Raw genomic sequence first — 16,726 nt, forward strand, 5'->3', positions numbered from 1 at the left:
CACAGGGCCCGACCTGTGCGAATGCGAGACTGACCCACGGATGGCGTGAACCTGACGCCCCGAGGGGAGCGTCAGCCGTACGACACGGAGGCGAAGGATGGACGAGGCACAGGCGCGGGGCGTGCTGGTCGCGGCCGGTGTGCTGCCCGGTGCGGCCGGGGACGCGCGGTTGCTCGCCCTGGGCGAGAACGCGGTGTTCGCCGCCGGTGACCTGGTGGTCAAGGTGGGCCGCGACGCCGAGCTCCTCGACCGGGCCCGCCGCGAGGTGCGCATCGCGGGCTGGCTGGCCGCGCAGGGCCTCCCGGCCGTACGGGCCGCCGCGCCGGAGGCCCTGCTCGTCGAGGGACACCCGGTGACCGTGTGGCACCGTCTGCCCGACGCCGTGCGCCCCGCCGGGCCACGCGATGTGGCCGAACTCCTCCGTCAGGTCCACGCCCTCCCGACGCCGCCCTTCACGCTGCCCCGCCGTGAGCTGCTGGGTGGTGTGGAGCGCTGGTTGCGGCTCGCCGGTGACGCGATCGACCCGTCGGACGCGGACTACCTCCGCGAACGCCGCGACGGCTTCGCGGCGGGGGCCGCCGCCCTCACCCCTCATCTGCCGCCGGGCCCGATCCACGGCGACGCCCTCCCCCGCAACGTCCACATCGGCCCCGACGGCCCCGTCCTCGTCGACCTGGAGACCTTCTCCGGCGACCTCCGCGAGCACGACCTCGTCGTCATGGCGCTCTCCCACGACCGCTACGGGCTTCCGGCCGACGAGTACGACATGTTCACCGTCGCCTACGGCTGGGACGTCCGCGCCTGGGACGGCTGCTCCGTACTGCGAGGTGCCCGTGAGACGGCCAGTTGCGCCTGGGTCGCCCAGCACGCGCCCAGCAACCCCAAGGCACTGGCCGAGTTCGAACGCCGCGTCGCCTCGCTGCGTGAGGGGGACGAGACGGTCCGCTGGTACCCCTTCTGAGCGGCTCCGGCTCAGACGGCCCGGAGTATGAGCGCCACTTCGTCGATCTCGGCGTCGCGGGCCTGGGCGAAGCCCCGGTCGTGGCCGGTGACGACGAAGCCGCACTTCTCCAGGACACGGATCGATCCGGCGTTGTCGGCGGCCGCGTAGGCGTGCAGGGGGCGGGTGGGGACGAGGCCGATCAGGGCGGTGAGGGCGGCGGTGGCGATGCCCCGGCCCCAGTGGGCGCGGTCGATCCAGTAGGTGACCTCGCGTTCGTCCGGCGGACCGAAGACCGCGATGCAGCCGACGACCTCGCCGTCGGCGACCACCGTGCGGTTCAGCACCTCGGAGTCGGCGCGGAGCTTCGCCCAGTGGCCGTCGAAGAGCGCCCGGTCGTAGTTGTACCCCCCGGTGAAGGCGGCGATCCGCCGCGCCTCGGGATCGGAGAAGTTCCGCCAGAAGAACGGCAGGTCGCTGTCACCTACCTCGCGCACGGAGATCTCCGTGGCGGTCATACCGTTTCGTCCTCCAGTTCGCGCAGCGGCCAGATCGCGTCCACGACCGCCTCCGGGTTGCCCTTGCGGCGGAGGAAGGCCTGGAAGTCGGCTGCCCACTCGGCGTACCAGTCGATCTGACGGCGGTGCAGCTCGGCCGGTCCGAGGGCGGCGACCTTCGGGTGGCGCTGGGCTATCGCGCGGGCGAGGCGGGCGGCGGCCAGGGCGTCTGCGGAGGCGTCGTGCGCGGCGTCGAGCGGGACGCCGTACTCGGCGCAGACCGCTTCGAGATTGCGTTTGCCCCGGCGGTAGCGGTCGACGGAGCGGTCGATCGTGTACGGGTCGACGACCGGTGCCGGGTCGATGCCGCCGAGCCGGTCGCGCAGGGACGGCAGGCCGTGCCGGCGCAGTTCCGCGGAGAGCAGGGTGAGGTCGAAGGCCGCGTTGTACGCCACGACCGGGACGCCCGTCTTCCAGTAGGAGACGAGGACGTCGGCGATGGCGTCGGCGACCTGGTCGGCCGGTCTGCCCTCGGCCGTCGCGCGGGCGTTGGTGATGCCGTGCACCGCCACCGCCTCCTCCGGGATCTCCATGCCCGGGTCCGCGAGCCATTCCCGGTGTCCGACCGGTTCCCCGTCCCTGACCTCGATGATCGCGCCCGTGACGATGCGCGCCTCGCGCGGGTCCGTCCCGGTGGTCTCCAGGTCGAAGCCGATCAGCAATTGCCGGTGCCAACCCATGCTGGCCCCCCTTCTTGGTGGTGCTTTCCCCCAGTGACCACCACCATCCCATGGGCCACTGACAATCCGAGGGCCGCATTCCGCTTGACCGCCCGGCACCCCACCTCGACCCCGCTCACGACACGGGTCGCGAGTCCGCCCAGGCCGCCTCGAACTCCTCGCGGTAGGTGTCGAAGAGCCCGACCTCGCCGTTCTCGTTCGCCTTGAGGACGCGGTTGCCGCCGCGCAGGACGAGCACCGGCGCCTCCATGCCCCGGGTGCGCCGCAGATAGGTCTGGACGACGGCGACACCGTCCGAGCCGTCGCCGTCGACGAGGTAGGCGGTGAAGCGGGGGGTCTCGTCGAAGACCTGGATCTCGAAGGCGTCGGGATCACGGAGGCTGGAGCGGACCCGGCGCATATGGAGGATGTTCATCTCCACGGCACGGCTCAACTCGCCGCGCTTTATGCCCAGTTCGCGTTCGCGCCGCTTCACCGCACTGGAGGCCGGGTTGAGGAAGAGCAGCCGCACCCGGCAGCCGGACTCGGCGAGCCGCACCAGCCGCCGCCCGGAGAAGTTCTGCACGAGTAGGTTCAGGCCCGTCCCGATGGCGTCGAGGCGGCGGGCTCCACCGAAGAGGTCCTCTGCGGGGAACTGCCGCAGCAGCCGGACCCGGTCGGAGTGGACACCGACGACGTCCGCGTACCGGTCGCCGACCAGGTCCTCGACCGCGTCTACGGGCAGCCGGCGGGCGGACGGCACGTCGCTGCCCGCGCCCAGGATCTCCAGCAGTTTCGCCGAGGCACGCTCGGCCTGGGCGAGGACGGCCTCGGAGAGCGCCCGGTTGCGGGAGACCACGTTCCGGGTGACCTCCAGCTCGTCCAGGGCCAGTTCGACATCGCGCCGCTCGTCGATGTACGGCTCGAAGCAGGGCCAGTGCTGCACCATCAGCTCGCGCAACTGGGGCAGGGTGAGGAAGCTGAGCACATTGTCGTCGGCAGGGTCGAGCAGATAGCCCTTGCGGCGGCTGACCTCGCGTACCGCGACGGCGCGCTGCACCCACTCCTGTCCGGCGGGGCCGGCGGCGGCGACCACCCAGTCGTCGCCGTGGACGGGCTCGTAGATGGGCCGCAGCACGGCGGCCACCACCGCCCGCAGCCGCTGTTCGACGAGGTTCAGCCAGATGTAGGCGCGGCCGGCCCGCTGGGCGCGCGTACGTACTTCGAGCCAGGCGTCGGCGTTCCAGTCCAGTTCCGGGCCGATGGAGCCCCGCTCCATCGGCCGTGCCAGGGACACCGCGCCGGGTGGGACATCTGTGGAGTTCTCCTCGTGACCCGTGTCGCTCGCGTCACCAGGAGGCAACTCCAGCCCTCCCGAGCCCACCCACGCACCGCCTTCCGCTCCCCCGAGCTCGCCCCTACTCAACGATCAAGGAAGGGTACTCCGGTAGCACCCGGCGTTGCAGCCCGATGGACAGGTCGTTTCTCAACCACCGCACGAGACTTGGCCGTTCCGGTCCACCACCGCACCGGGAGTGAGCTGATTCATAGCGGTCGGGCCCCCGACGACCGAACACCGGCCGCCCGCGGCACGTCACGATGTGCCCGCCGCTGGGCAGAAGGGACGTATGTCTTAGGAGGTTCCATCAGTTTGGGGGAGACTCCCTCCGGAGTCGCCCTCAGTGGCGCGCGACAACTGGAAGAGTCGTATCCATGCAGGTCTGGCCTGGACAGGCGTATCCGCTCGGCGCCACGTACGACGGCGCCGGTACCAACTTCGCGGTCTTCTCGGAGGCCGCGCACCGAGTAGAGCTGTGTCTGCTGGACGACGACGGCTCCGAGACGGCGGTGGAACTGCGCGAGTCGGACGCGTTCGTACGGCACGCCTACCTGCCCGGGGTGATGCCCGGGCAACGGTACGGCTTCCGTGTGCACGGCCCGTACGCGCCGGAGCGCGGACTGCGCTGCAACTCCGCGAAACTGCTGCTCGATCCGTACGCGCGTGCCATCAGCGGCTCCGTGAAGTGGGGCGAGGAGGTGTACGGCTATCACTTCGGGGCGCCCGACAAGCGCAACGATCTCGACTCGGCGCCCCACATGATGACGTCGGTCGTGGTCAACCCGTACTTCGACTGGGGAGACGACCGCCGGCCCCGCACCGAGTACCACCACACGGTGATCTACGAGGCCCATGTGAAGGGCCTCACGATGCGGCACCCGGCGCTGCCCGAGGAGCTGCGCGGCACGTACGCGGCGCTCGCCCACCCGGCGATCATCGAGCATCTGACCGAGCTGGGCGTCACAGCGCTGGAGCTGATGCCCGTACACCAGTTCGTGAACGACCACCGGCTGGCCGACATGGGCCTCAGCAACTACTGGGGCTACAACACGATCGGCTTCTTCGCCCCGCACAACGCGTACGCCTCCTGGGGCGACCGGGGGCAGCAGGTGCTGGAGTTCAAGTCGGCGGTGCGGGCTCTGCACGAGGCCGGGATCGAGGTCATCCTCGACGTGGTCTACAACCACACGGCCGAGGGCAACCACCTGGGGCCCACGCTCTCCTTCAAGGGCCTGGACAACCCCTCCTACTACCGGCTCACGGACGACCCGCGCTATTACATGGACACGACGGGGACGGGCAACTCCCTGCTCATGCGCTCGCCGCACGTCCTGCAGCTGATCATGGACTCGCTGCGGTACTGGGTGACCGAGATGCATGTCGACGGCTTCCGCTTCGACCTCGCCGCCACCCTGGCACGGCAGTTCCACGAGGTGGACAGGCTGTCGTCGTTCTTCGACCTCGTCCAGCAGGACCCGGTGGTCTCCCAGGTGAAGCTGATCGCCGAGCCCTGGGACGTCGGCGAGGGCGGCTACCAGGTGGGCAACTTCCCGCCGCTGTGGACCGAGTGGAACGGCAAGTACCGCGACACCGTACGGGACCTGTGGCGGGGCGAGCCTCGTACGCTCGCGGAGTTCGCCTCCCGGCTGACCGGCTCGTCCGACCTGTACCAGGACGACGGGCGGCGCCCGCTGGCCTCCATCAACTTCGTGACCTGCCACGACGGCTTCACGCTGCGCGATCTCGTCTCCTACGACGACAAGCACAACGACGCGAACGGGGAGGACAACCGGGACGGGGAGAGCCACAACCGGTCCTGGAACTGCGGGGCCGAGGGAGAGACCGACGACCCCGGGGTGGTGGGACTGCGGGTCCGGCAGATGCGGAACTTCATCGCCACGCTGATGCTGTCGCAGGGTGTGCCGATGCTCAGCCACGGCGACGAGTTCGCGCGGACGCAGGGCGGCAACAACAACGCGTACTGCCAGGACAACGAGGTGTCCTGGGTGCCGTGGCCCGGCGGCGAGGACGCGGAGGACGGCGCGGGCGAGGTCTTCGGGGATCTGCTGGCCTTCACACGCGCGATGGTGTGGTTGCGGAGGGACCATCCCGTCTTCCGGCGGCGGCGGTTCTTCCACGGGCGGCCCGTGGAGGGCACGCACGACGAGCTGTCGGACATCGCCTGGTTCACGCCCCAGGGGCGGGAGATGGTGCAGCGGGACTGGGATTCCGCGCAGGCCGGGGCGCTGACCGTGTTCCTGAACGGGAGCGCGATCTCCGAGCCGGGCGCGCGGGGCGAGCGGATCAGCGACGACTCGTTCCTCTTGATGGTGAACGCGTCGGCGCATTCGCTGGAGTTCGAGGTTCCGGTCAACCACGGTCCGCAGTGGCAGATGGTCGTGGACACCGGGCGGGAGGACGCGGCGCCCGAGGACGGGCCGAAGGTGGCGGCCGGGGAGCGGGTGAGGCTGGTGGACCGGAGCCTGGCTGTTTTCAGGAGGCCCGCTTAGCCGGCGGGATCGCCGCGGGAGTGACCGCTGTGCCTGACCGCGACTTGTCTGTGACTGCTCGCGCGGTTTCCCGCGGCCCTGACGGGGCTCGGCGTGCCCTTGCGTGTCAAGCCGCGCAAAACACCGCCCAGCGGGTACGTAGGACTCCATGACCTCTGTCGTGCCTGCCGCCACCTATCGGATTCAGCTCCAGCCCGGCTTTCCGTTCGCCGCCGCCGCGGCCGCCGTTCCCTACATCGCCTCCCTCGGTGTCTCCCATCTTCACCTCTCCCCCGTGCTGGAGGCCGTGCCGGGGTCGGCGCACGGGTACGACGTGGTCGATCACGGGCGGGTGCGCGGGGAGCTGGGCGGGGAGGAGGGACTGCGGGAGCTCGCGCGGATCGCTCGGGAGCACGGACTCGGGCTCGTCGTGGACATCGTGCCCAACCACATGGCCATGGCCCCCAAGCACAACCGGGCGCTGTGGGAGGTGTTGCGGGAGGGGCCGAAATCGCCGTGCGCGCGGTGGTTCGACATCGACTGGGAGGCGCAGGGCGGACGGGTCCTGCTGCCGGTGCTCGGCGGGCCGCTGGGCGACGAGATCGAGCAGTTCGTCGTCGACGGGCGGGAGCTGCGGTACTACGACCATGTGTTCCCGCTGCGGGAGGGTACCGAGAAGCTGCCGCTGCCGCAGTTGCTGGACGCGCAGTGGTACCGGCCGGCCTGGTGGCGGCTGGCCCGCACCGAGCTGAACTACCGGCGGTTCTTCAGCATTTCGGAGCTGATCGGGGTGCGGGTGGAGGAGCCGGAGGTCTTCGACGCCACGCACGCGAAGATCCTTCAGTTGCTGGACGACGACGTCGTGCAGGGCCTGCGCGTCGATCACCCCGACGGGCTGGCCGATCCCGACGCCTATCTGCGGCGGCTGCACCGGGCCACGGACGGGCGGTGGACCGTGGTGGAGAAGATCCTGGCGGACGGGGAGGCGCTGCCCGCGGCCTGGCCGGTGGCGGGGACCACCGGCTACGACGCGCTGCGGCACGTCGACGGGCTGTTCACGGACCCGGTGGGAGCGGGTGAACTGCGGGAGCGGTACGGGCGGTTCACCACCGCGCAGGACGACCGGGGCGGCGAGTGGGAGCCGACCGTACGTCGGGCCGCGTACCGGGTGCTCACGCATGAACTGGCCACCGAGGTCGAACGCCTCACCCGGGTGGCGCACCGGTTGTGCGAGCGCTCCTCGGAGCCGGCGCTGCGCGACCACGCGCCGTGGGCGCTGCGCACCGCGCTGTGCGAGCTGCTCGCGCGGATGGAGGTGTACCGCCCGTACTCCTCCCAGGACGCCTCCCTCGTCGTCACCGAGGAGGCGGCGGCCGAGGCGCGTGCGGTGTTCGTGGTGCCGGAGGAGGCCCGGTCGGTGGACGCCGTACGGGATCTGGTCCTGGGGCGGGCGGGTGACGGGCCGGAGCAGGCGGAGTTCCGGGCGCGGTTCGCGCAGACGTCGTCGGCACTGCGGGCCAAGTCGGTGGAGGACACGGCGTTCTACCGCTATGTGCCGCTGCTGTCCGCCAACGAGGTGGGCGGGAACCCGGGAGACCCGGCGGTTTCGCCGGAGGACTTCCACGCGTACTGCGCGCGGGTGCAGCGGGACTGGCCGGCGACGGGGACCGTGCTGTCGACGCACGACACCAAGCGCAGCGCGGACGTGCGGGCGGCGATCGCGGTGCTCGGCGAGTGCCCGGAGCGGTGGGCCGCCGTACTGGCGGAGGTGACGCGGGACGGTGCGGGGGTGCCGGATCCGCAGGTGGCATGGGCCGCCTGGCAGACGGCGTTCGGGCTCGGTCCTGGTCCGGCGGACGAGGAGCGGTTGCGGGGCGCCCTGCTGAAGCATGTGCGGGAGGCGGGGCTCCACACCTCCTGGACCGAGCAGAACCCGGTGTACGAGCAGGCCGTGACGGACTTCGTCGCGCGGGGGCCCGCCCTGGACACACGGGTCGCCTCGCTGCGGGAGGCTCTGGAGCCCCATGTACGGGCGAACGTCCTCGGCGCGGCCTTGGTGCATCTGACGATGCCGGGCGTACCGGACGTCTACCAGGGCACCGAGGACGAGTATCTGGCGCTGGTCGACCCGGACAACCGGCGGCCCTTCGCGGCGCGGGAGGGGGCCTCGGAGAAGTTCCGGCTCACCTCGGCCGCGCTGCGGCTGCGCCTGCGGCGTCCGGAGGTGTTCGGGGTGGCAGCGACGTACGCGCCGCTCGCGGCCGACGGGCCGGCGGCCGGGCACTGTCTGGCCTTCGTACGGTCCGGTGAGGTGGTCACGGCGGTCACCCGGCTGTCGTCGCGGCTGGCGGAGGCCGGGGGCTGGGGAGACACACGGCTGACGCTGCCGGAGGGGCGGTGGGTCGATGTGCTCGGCGGGGAACGGGAGTTCACCGGGGACGTACGGCTGGCCGGGCTCCTGGGGACGGCGCCGGTCGCGCTGCTGGAGCGGGCCGGCGGATGACGGCGAGGCGTCCGCCGGGTGGCGGTGAGGTGTCCGCCGGGTAGCGGTATCTCCCGTACCGGATGGCGGTGAATGCCCCTGGGCGCCCCTGGGAGCCGCCCCTTCGACGCCAGGACACTGGGTATCTCCCCCACCCGGCCCGACCGGGTGGCGGGGTTCTCGGTGCCGGTGGACTGGACGGGGGTGGGTCTGCTGTTGGAGCTCGGTTATCCCACGGTGGCGGAACTGGAGAGGGCGGCACGGGCGCTGACGGCCCGTCGGCCGGGGCTGTGCGCGCTGCGGCGGATCGGTGTCTCCCGGGCGGGCCGACCGCTGCGGCTGCTGTCCGTGGGCCACGCGAGACGGGCCGTGCTGGTCGTCGCGGGCGCCCACGCGAACGAACCGACCGGCGGCTCCACGGTGCTCGCGCTGGCCGAACGGGTCGTACGGGAACAGCGGTTGCGGACGGGTGTCTCCTGGCATTTCGTGCTGTGCGCGGATCCGGACGGGGCCAGCCTGCACAGGAACGCGGCGCCGCGCACCCTCCTCGACTACCACCTGGGGTTCTTCCGCCCGGCCGGACCCGAGCAGCCGGAGTGGTCGCCGTCGGTGCTGCCGCCGGACCGGCTGCCGCCCGAGACCCACGCCCTGCTGGGCGTCCTGGACGAGCTGCGGCCCTACCTCCAGGTGACCCTGCACGGCACCGATCTCGGGGGTAGTTGGGTGCAGTTGACGAAGGACGTACCGGGCCTGGCCGAGCCGTTCGCCAAGTCGGCGGCCGAGCTGGGTATACCGGTGGAGATGGGGGCCTCCGATGCCGCCGGCTGGCCCGTGTCCGGGCCCGGTGTGTTCGTGATGCCGCGTCCCGACGGCCATCCGGCGTACCCGAGCATGCCGGACGACGCCCGGCACAGCACCTGGTACCACGCCCACCGCCACGGCGGTCTGACGGCGGTCGTCGAGGTGCCGATGTGGGCAAGCGACCTGGTGGACGACACGGCCCCGCATCCGGCTCCGGCGGCGGCGCTACGGCATCTGGCGCGGCGGCTCCTCGCGGAGGCGGGCCAGGTGGAGGGGGTGCTCAGCGAGGCGCTGCCCCGGCTGTCGGGCCCCGAGGGGCCGCTGCTGCGGGCCGCGCGGTGGGCGCTGGCCCTGGTGCCGGGGCTGGCCCGGGACTGGGTCGACGGGCCGCCGGCGGGCCTGACCACGGCGTACGTGGGCAGTGTGGACGCCTTCGGGCGCCGGCTTCCGCTGCGGGCCGCGGCGATGCTGCTGCGGGTGTTGCGGGAGGCCGGCGACCCGGGGGTGCCGCATCTCGAGGGGCTTGTCGCCGAGTGGTGCGAATCGTTCGCCGACCGGTTTCGGGCGCGGTGGGTGCCGTTGGCCGATCAGGTGGAGCATCAGGTGCGCACGGTGCTGGCGGCGGCGTCGCACGCGGGCGGCGATGTGAGGTGACGAGCGGCCTGTCCGGGGTGATACGGCCCCGTGCCCCTGAAGGGGCACGCAGGCGGACCGTCAGTTCGGCAGGGCGAAGACCGCTCCGGTGCGGGCCGTCATCACGCAGGGGTTGGCGAAGGTCTGGTCGTAGGTGACCGGTCTGCCGTTCCACCGGCCTTGTGCGGTGGCTCGGACGGGAGCGTGGATCTCGGTGCAGATGGCGTTTCGGTGGGGGATGCGGGTGATGTCGCCGTCGGTGCCGCGGAGTTCGTCGCAGGCCTGGGCGGCGTGGTCGTGGCCCTGGGGCGGGTCGCACAGGAGGAGGGCGCCTCGGGTGTCGGAGGAGCGGACGTCGCCTCGGGTGACGGAGACGTAGAGCCAGTCGCCCTGGAGGGCGGTCGCGCGTGCGGGGGCCGAGGAGGCGACGGTGAGGAGGGCGAGCGCCGCCAGCAGGCCGGCTCGGAGCGTGTGGGTGGTGTGCGTCATTCCCGGTGCATCGGCACGGCGGGCTCGGAACTCCATTCCGGCTCACCCGAACGGGACCCGGCCGTACGCGGGTGCCCGGCCGCCAGTTCGAACGCGGCGAGGACCACACGGGTCTGGTACTCCGTCTGGCGGGCGACGGGGATCCAGCGTGCCCCGTGGCCGTCGCGGTAGTCGGCGCACCACGTGTCGATGAGCCCGTCCAGCTCGGGCAGGGCGCCGGCCGGGTCGTGTCCGGCGCGGGTCACCAACTGGTGCAGCAGGCCGGCTGTGCGCAGGGCGACCCTGCGGCCGGAGAGGGCGAGGGTGGTGAGCCGGGCGGTGTCGGGCGGGGGCAACGGCCGGTTGGTGCCGTCGCGGATGTCGGGGTCCCAGGAGTCGGCCACGCCCGGACCGACCAGGAGGTAGTCGTCGACCGGGGCGAGGAGCCGGGCGGCGTCCGGGCCGGCGCTCGCCGAGGGGCGGACACGGGCGAGGATGCCTGCCAGGCGCCGGGTGTCGTGGCGCAGGGTTCTGCTGACGGTGCGCAGGGCGGCGTCGGCGTCGGGCGCCGGGGAGGCGTCCTCGACGGCGCTCACCCCCCACATGGGTGCCTCGACGACGGCGGTGACCGTGCCGTGGCGGTGGGGGTGGTACCAGGTGGACTCGACGGCCGCCTCGGTCATGGCGGCGGCCAGGTCGCCCCGGCGCGGGGGCGGGATCCGGTAGACGGCGGGGCCGAGACGGGGCCAGTGGAGGGTGTCGTAGGGGCTCAGTTCGCGTGGGACGCCGAGGCGGGCGGCGGTGCGGGCGACGCGCTGGTCGAGGCCCGGCAGTTCGCGGGTCAGCTCGACGAAGCCGCCGCCGATGTCGACGCCGTGCAGCGAGCACTGGAGGAAGGGCCGCAGTTCGTCCTGGAGGTCGAGCAGGGTACGGGTCTCCGGCAGGGCGGCCCCGGCGGCGCCGTCGGGCAGCCACTCGGGCTGTTCCAGGAAGCCCGGGCGGAAGAAGTGCCGGAAGTAGCGGCCGAGGGTGTAGGGGCCGGACAGCCAGCCCTCGTTACGGCGTGAGCCGTCGGGGTCGAGGCTCAGCAGCAGGTTCCAGGTGGTGTCGGCGCATTCGGTCAACCTGGGGTCGGCCAGGGCCCGTTCGGCGAGTCTGAGGACCGTGGCGCCGCCCACGGGTTCGTTGGCGTGCGGTCCGGCGACGATCAGGGTGTGGCGGCTGCCCCGCCCGACGGACAGCAGCCACATCGGCGTGCCGGCCCGTGAGGTGCCCACCCGGCGCAGTCGGGCGTGGTGCGGATGTCGGGCGACGAGTGCCGCGGCGCGGGCGGACAGCTCGTCCACGGTCGGGTAGCGGAGGAGTGGCGGCAGGGCACACCTCCACGAATGCGGCGCCGTCGGTTCACCTGCTGTGCATGTGTAAGCACAGTCAGTCATGGCCGAGAACGTACGTCAACAGCTTGGAAGGGAAGGGCAGTTGACAAACTCGCTGGGTAAAACCCAGGCCAGAGCTTCATGGTGGGGTCGACGGACGGTCACTCCGAGGAGAGACGGAACGTCATCCGGCCGAAACTCACCTGATCGCCGTCCCGGACGACGGCGGCGCCGATCACCCGACGGCCGTTGACGGTGGTGCCGTTGGTGGAGCCGAGGTCGCGCAGGATCCACATGCCGCCCTGCCGGCTCAGCTCGGCGTGCACCCGGGAGACCGTCTCGTGGCTGAGCCGGAGTCCGCTCGCCGGGTCGCGGCCGATGCGCAGGGCGTGGCCGCTCGCCGGGTGCGGGAGCTGGAGCTTGGGCAGCCGCTCGGCCTGCCAGGCCCGGCGCAGCTTCACCCCGAAGCCGGAGACCGCTCCGACGGTGCCGAGCACCAGTCGGGACCAGCGGTTCTCGGCGGGCAGGTCGGCGGTGAGCACGGCGAGTTCGTCGGAGCGGCGGGCGGTGAGCGCCAGCTCCATGCGGCGGATGAACGTGTCGTGCGAGAGCCTGCCCAGCGCGACGCCGTCACGCAGCGCCCTGAGCGCGCGGTCGCGCTCCGCGTCCGACAGCCGCGCGGGGTACGTATGGAACTCGAAGGACGACGTCACGCGTGTGATTGTCGGACAGGGAGGCGGGGGGTGTCCAGGAAACCCGTGAACGGTGACCATCCCCGGACACAGGGGTGGACCGTGTGACTCGGGTGGTGGCAAAAGCACCGATCCGGGCGCACGGGGATCTCCTGTGCCGCACGATGGACGGGAGCGGCTCTCGGGGTGGCGAGGGTGCGTTCCCCGGGTCGCTCACCCCCTGACTACCCAGGACCACGACCGGCAGCCGAGGGAGAACCGTTCCGTGCAGTTCGAGGTGTGGGCACCGCAGGCCGACCGTATGACGCTCCATCACGCGGGCGCCACGCACGCGATGGAGCGCGATCCACAGCGGCCGGGGTGGTGGACCGCCGACGCGGAGGCGACGGACGGCACGCGTTACGGATTCGCCGTGGACGACGGCCCGGTGCTGCCCGATCCGCGCTCGCGCCGCCAGCCGGACGGCCCCGACGGGCTGAGCGCGGTCGTCGACCACGGGCGGTACGCGTGGCGTGCGCCGTGGACCGGACGCGGGCTGCCGGGCGCGGTGCTCTACGAGCTGCACGTCGGCACGTACACCCCCGAGGGCACGCTGGACGCGGCCGCCGGACGCCTCGGTCATCTGGTGGAACTGGGCGTGACCCACGTCGAGTTGATGCCGCTGTGTCCGTTCCCCGGGACGCACGGCTGGGGGTACGAGGGTGTCTCCCTGTGGGCCGTGCACGAGCCGTACGGCGGTCCCGAGGCGCTGAAGCGGTTCGTGGACGCGGCGCACGAGCTGGGGCTCGGGGTCGTGCTCGACGTCGTGCACAACCATCTGGGCCCCTCCGGCAACTACCTGCCCGTCTTCGGGCCGTACTTCACCGAGCGCCACCACACCCCCTGGGGCGCGGCGGTCAACCTGGACGCGCCCGGCTCCGACGAGGTGCGGGCGTACTTCCTGGGCAGTGCCCTGGCCTGGCTGCGCGACTACCGCCTCGACGGTCTGCGCCTGGACGCGGTGCACGCCCTGAAGGACACCCGCGCCCTGCACTTGCTGGAGGAGCTGTCGACGGCGGTCGACGCGCTCGCCGAGGAGGTGGAGCGGCCCCTGTTCCTGGTCGCCGAGTCGGACCTGAACGACCCCCGGCTCGTCACCTCGCGCGCCCAGGGCGGGCTGGGCCTGCACGCCCAGTGGAACGACGACTTCCACCACACCCTGCACACGACCCTGACGGGCGAGTCGCAGGGCTACTACGAGGACTTCGCGCGGGCCGGCCTGGCAGGGCTGGCGAAGACCCTGACGGGCGGCTACTTCCACGACGGTACGTACTCGTCCTTCCGGGAGCGCCGCCACGGGCGCCCCCTGGACCGTACGAGCGTCTCCGCGCACCGGCTGCTGGGCTACACCCAGACCCACGACCAGGTCGGCAACCGCGCCCGGGGCGACCGCCTCTCCGCTTCCCTCTCCCCCGGGCTGCTGGCCTGCGCGGCCGCACTGGTGCTCACGGGGCCGTTCACCCCGATGCTCTTCATGGGCGAGGAGTGGGGCGCCCGCACGCCCTGGCAGTTCTTCACCGATCACACCGATCCGGAGCTCGCCGAGGCCGTACGGCGGGGGCGGCGCCGGGAGTTCGCGGCGCACGGCTGGGCGGAGGAGGACGTGCCCGATCCCCAGGACCCCGCGACCCGTGACCGCTCCTGCCTCGACTGGTCCGAGCCCGCGCGCGAGCCGCATGCCCGTCTGCTCGCCTGGCACCGTCGACTCATCAACCTCCGCCGGACGTTGCCCGACCTCTCCGACCCCGACCTCTCCGATGTCAAGGTCGCGTTCGACGAGGCGGCCCGGTGGATCGGCTTCCGTCGGGGGGATGTCCGGGTGGCACTGAACCTCGGGAAGGAGACGGCGGCGATCCCGGTCGGGGTACCGCATGCGCGGGTCCTGGCGTCCTGGGAACCGGTGGAGGCACCGGGAGCGGACGGGGTGCTGCACGTGGGCGGGGAGTCGTGCGTGGTGCTGACGGTGGCCTGAGGGGGCTCGGGGAACAGCGCGATCAGCCACGTGTCACCCGCGGTCGCCCCGGCGGCACGACGCGCCCTCAGTCGCCCCGGCGGCACGACGCGCCCGCAGTGGAAAGGCGGCGCGAAGCCCCGCGAGCTCCGAGGCGCCCCACGGGCACCCTCAGTCCTCACCCCGCAGCTCCGTCACCCTCTCCAGCAGAATCGCCTCCCAAGTGCGCCGCAGGCGGTTCCGGAGGACCGGCAGCGGCGCGGAGGCCCGTCCCCGCAGCCCCTCCGCGAGGGCGACGACCGTGTCGCAGCGGGCCAGCCACAGTCCGCGCAGACAGGGACGGGCGCCGTAACCGGCGAGGGTGGCGGCGCGGACGGCGGCCGGGGAACCGACGGCCGTCGCGAGGCCGGCGATGTCCTCGGCGGGGTCACCGATGACCGCGTCACTCCACCCGAGGACCCCCCGGACCCGGCCGTCGGCGCTGACGATCAGGTGGTCGCCCGAGAGCCCGTGGTGGATGAGAACGGCGGCCGGCGCCGCGAGCTGCGCGGTGTGCGCCGGCGTGAGCTGCCCGAGCCGCGCCGCGTCGAACTCGTCCGCCTCGGCGAGGAGCCGCGCCGCCCGTTCCGCGGCCGTACGCAGCGCCTCCAGGGAGCGCGGCGCGAGCCTGGGCACCCCGAGCGGCTCGACCTGGCGCTGCGGCACATCGCGCAGCCCCGTGAGGAGTGCCGCCAGATCGTCCTCGCCCACGGCGGAGACGTCGTGCTCCCCCGCCGTACCGCCGGGCAGTCTGGTGTCGAGCGTGTAGGTGAGACCCACGGCCCACTCGCCGTGCGCCACGCTCGTCGGCACGGCCACGCCGAGGTGCGGGCGGACCACGTCGCGCAGCCGCAGTTCGCGGCGTTGCCGTGCGGCGGCGGGCCGGTCGGGCGCGAGACGCAGCACATGGCGGGAGCCGACCCACCAGGTGCCGTGGGCCTCGTCCCCTGCGACGGGCCGCACCTCGGGTCCGTCGCCGCCCGTGCCACCGGGCCGTCCCTCCCCGTTCTTCAGCAGGGAACGGACCAGCCGGCGGACGCTGTCCGCACTGGGTGTCGGTGCCTGGGTCATGGTCGCGCCGTCGTCCGGGGTTCAGGTGAGCGGGAACACGGGGTCGGTCACTCCACGGTCGCCATCTCGCGCGGGGTGTTGTTGAGGCGTCGGGCGCCGTCCTCGGTCACCGTCACGATGTCCTCGATCCGCACGCCGAACCGGCCCGGCAGATAGATGCCGGGTTCGACGGAGAAGCACATGCCGGGCACGAGGGGCCGTTCCTCGCCCTCCACCATGTACGGCGGCTCATGGGTGGTGACACCGATGCCGTGACCGGTGCGGTGGATGAAACGGTCGCCGTACCCGGCCTCGGAGATGACCGCGCGGGCGGCCCGGTCGACGTCCTGGCAGGCGGCGCCCGCCCGTGCCGCGCGGACGCCCGCCTCCTGGGCGGCGCGCACGATGTCGTGCACCTCGCGCTCCTCTGCGGACGGTTCGCCGACGTGCACCGTGCGGGAGGTGTCGGAGCCGTAGCCGTCCTTGAGGCCGCCGAAGTCGAGGACGACCATGTCCCCGGACCGGATGACCCGGTCCCCCGCCTCGTGGTGCGGGTTGGCGCCGTTGGGGCCCGAGGCGACGATGGCGAAGTCGACCTGGGAGTGCCCGAACCGCCGTAGCAGCGCGGCGAGGTCGGCGGAGACCTCGGCCTCCCGGCGGCCGGCGAAGGGGACCTGGCGGATCTTCTCGTACGCCCGGTCCGCGGCCGCGCCCGCCGCCGCCATCCGCTCCAGCTCGGCCGCGTCCTTCACCGCGCGCAGCATCGGGAGTGCCTCGGTGAGCGCCACGTACGTCGTTTCCGGCAGCCGCCGCCGCAGACCGAGCAGGTGCAGTGCCCAGGTGTTGTCGCTGACCCCGAAGCTCCCGCGTGGGCCGAGGACGGAGACGGCCGCGTCGTAGGGGTCCTTGCCGTCGGTCCAGTCGTGGAGGGCGAGCGCGGGGCCGCCGGGTGCCTCGGCGGCGTCCGGGGACTCCAGCGCGGGCACCACCAGCACCGGTTCCTCGCCGTCCCGCAGCACCAGCATCGTCAGCCGCTCCGTCTCCGGCGGCCGGTGACCCGTCAGCCACACCAGGTCCGGGCCGGGCGCGATCAGCAGCCCGTCGAGCCCGGCGTCCGCCGCCGCCCGCGCCGCCCGCCGCATCCGGGCCCGGTAGTCCTCGACGGTGAAGGCCGCGGGCCCGGCGTCCGTCGTGGCGGTCGCGAGCGTGGC

13 protein-coding genes are annotated in these 16,726 nt (G+C 72.7%); 5 read left to right on the forward strand and 8 right to left on the reverse strand.

Going from position 1 to position 16,726, the window contains the following annotated elements; genetic code table 11:
- Window positions 1-97 precede the first annotated feature (97 nt).
- Entirely contained in the window at window positions 98-961 is an 864-nt protein-coding gene (locus tag ACFY9I_RS27970) for a phosphotransferase (RefSeq protein ID WP_391006444.1), read from the forward strand.
- Between the two features lie 11 nt (window positions 962-972).
- Here the strand turns inward: ACFY9I_RS27970 and ACFY9I_RS27975 are convergent, their stop codons facing one another.
- The 3 genes from ACFY9I_RS27975 to ACFY9I_RS27985 form a co-directional block, all read right to left on the reverse strand.
- Window positions 973-1,458, reverse strand: coding sequence for a GNAT family N-acetyltransferase (locus ACFY9I_RS27975; protein WP_391006447.1), 486 nt, complete (start codon window positions 1,456-1,458; stop codon window positions 973-975).
- On the reverse strand, window positions 1,455-2,177 hold the full coding sequence (locus ACFY9I_RS27980) for an exonuclease domain-containing protein (RefSeq protein ID WP_391006450.1): 723 nt from the start codon (window positions 2,175-2,177) through the stop codon (window positions 1,455-1,457). The genes ACFY9I_RS27975 and ACFY9I_RS27980 overlap by 4 nt, the downstream gene beginning before the upstream one ends.
- A gap of 115 nt (window positions 2,178-2,292) precedes the next feature.
- Window positions 2,293-3,540 carry an SAV2148 family HEPN domain-containing protein gene (locus ACFY9I_RS27985; RefSeq protein ID WP_391006654.1) on the reverse strand — a complete coding sequence of 416 codons (1,248 nt, stop codon included), beginning with the start codon at window positions 3,538-3,540 and terminating at the stop codon, window positions 2,293-2,295.
- A gap of 329 nt (window positions 3,541-3,869) precedes the next feature.
- Between ACFY9I_RS27985 and glgX the strand changes: the two genes are divergently transcribed.
- The 3 genes from glgX to ACFY9I_RS28000 all read left to right on the forward strand — a co-directional run bounded on the left by glgX (window position 3,870) and on the right by ACFY9I_RS28000 (window position 9,921).
- Entirely contained in the window at window positions 3,870-6,005 is a 2,136-nt protein-coding gene (gene glgX / locus ACFY9I_RS27990; RefSeq protein WP_391006453.1) for a glycogen debranching protein GlgX, read from the forward strand.
- A gap of 148 nt (window positions 6,006-6,153) precedes the next feature.
- Window positions 6,154-8,487 carry a malto-oligosyltrehalose synthase gene (gene treY, locus ACFY9I_RS27995; protein WP_391006456.1) on the forward strand — a complete coding sequence of 778 codons (2,334 nt, stop codon included), beginning with the start codon at window positions 6,154-6,156 and terminating at the stop codon, window positions 8,485-8,487.
- A 183-nt stretch (window positions 8,488-8,670) separates the two neighbouring features.
- Window positions 8,671-9,921, forward strand: coding sequence for a M14 family zinc carboxypeptidase (locus tag ACFY9I_RS28000; RefSeq protein ID WP_391006657.1), 1,251 nt, complete (start codon window positions 8,671-8,673; stop codon window positions 9,919-9,921).
- A 60-nt stretch (window positions 9,922-9,981) separates the two neighbouring features.
- Here ACFY9I_RS28000 and ACFY9I_RS28005 read toward each other — a convergent pair whose 3' ends face one another.
- The 3 genes from ACFY9I_RS28005 to ACFY9I_RS28015 form a co-directional block, all read right to left on the reverse strand.
- The gene (locus ACFY9I_RS28005; RefSeq protein WP_391006459.1) at window positions 9,982-10,389 is read right to left on the reverse strand and encodes an SSI family serine proteinase inhibitor; all 408 of its coding nucleotides are present in this window, start codon (window positions 10,387-10,389) and stop codon (window positions 9,982-9,984) included.
- Window positions 10,386-11,714, reverse strand: a complete 1,329-nt coding sequence (locus ACFY9I_RS28010; protein WP_391006462.1) for a M14 family zinc carboxypeptidase — start codon at window positions 11,712-11,714, stop codon at window positions 10,386-10,388. Before ACFY9I_RS28010 ends, ACFY9I_RS28005 begins: the two co-directional genes overlap by 4 nt.
- 191 nt (window positions 11,715-11,905) lie before the next feature.
- On the reverse strand, window positions 11,906-12,457 hold the full coding sequence (locus tag ACFY9I_RS28015; RefSeq protein WP_391006465.1) for an FHA domain-containing protein: 552 nt from the start codon (window positions 12,455-12,457) through the stop codon (window positions 11,906-11,908).
- A 244-nt stretch (window positions 12,458-12,701) separates the two neighbouring features.
- On the opposite strand from ACFY9I_RS28015, the gene treZ reads away from it, so the two are divergent.
- Window positions 12,702-14,447, forward strand: a complete 1,746-nt coding sequence (gene treZ / locus ACFY9I_RS28020) for a malto-oligosyltrehalose trehalohydrolase (protein ID WP_391006468.1) — start codon at window positions 12,702-12,704, stop codon at window positions 14,445-14,447.
- A gap of 150 nt (window positions 14,448-14,597) precedes the next feature.
- Here treZ and ACFY9I_RS28025 read toward each other — a convergent pair whose 3' ends face one another.
- Entirely contained in the window at window positions 14,598-15,536 is a 939-nt protein-coding gene (locus tag ACFY9I_RS28025; RefSeq protein ID WP_391006471.1) for a phosphotransferase, read from the reverse strand.
- Window positions 15,537-15,583: 47 nt separating this feature from the next.
- Entirely contained in the window at window positions 15,584-16,657 is a 1,074-nt protein-coding gene (locus ACFY9I_RS28030; RefSeq protein ID WP_391006660.1) for a M24 family metallopeptidase, read from the reverse strand.
- Between the last annotated feature and the right edge of the window lie 69 nt (window positions 16,658-16,726).

Source organism: Streptomyces sp. NPDC012510, from assembly GCF_042955065.1.
Taxonomy (GTDB): Bacteria; Actinomycetota; Actinomycetes; order Streptomycetales; family Streptomycetaceae; genus Streptomyces.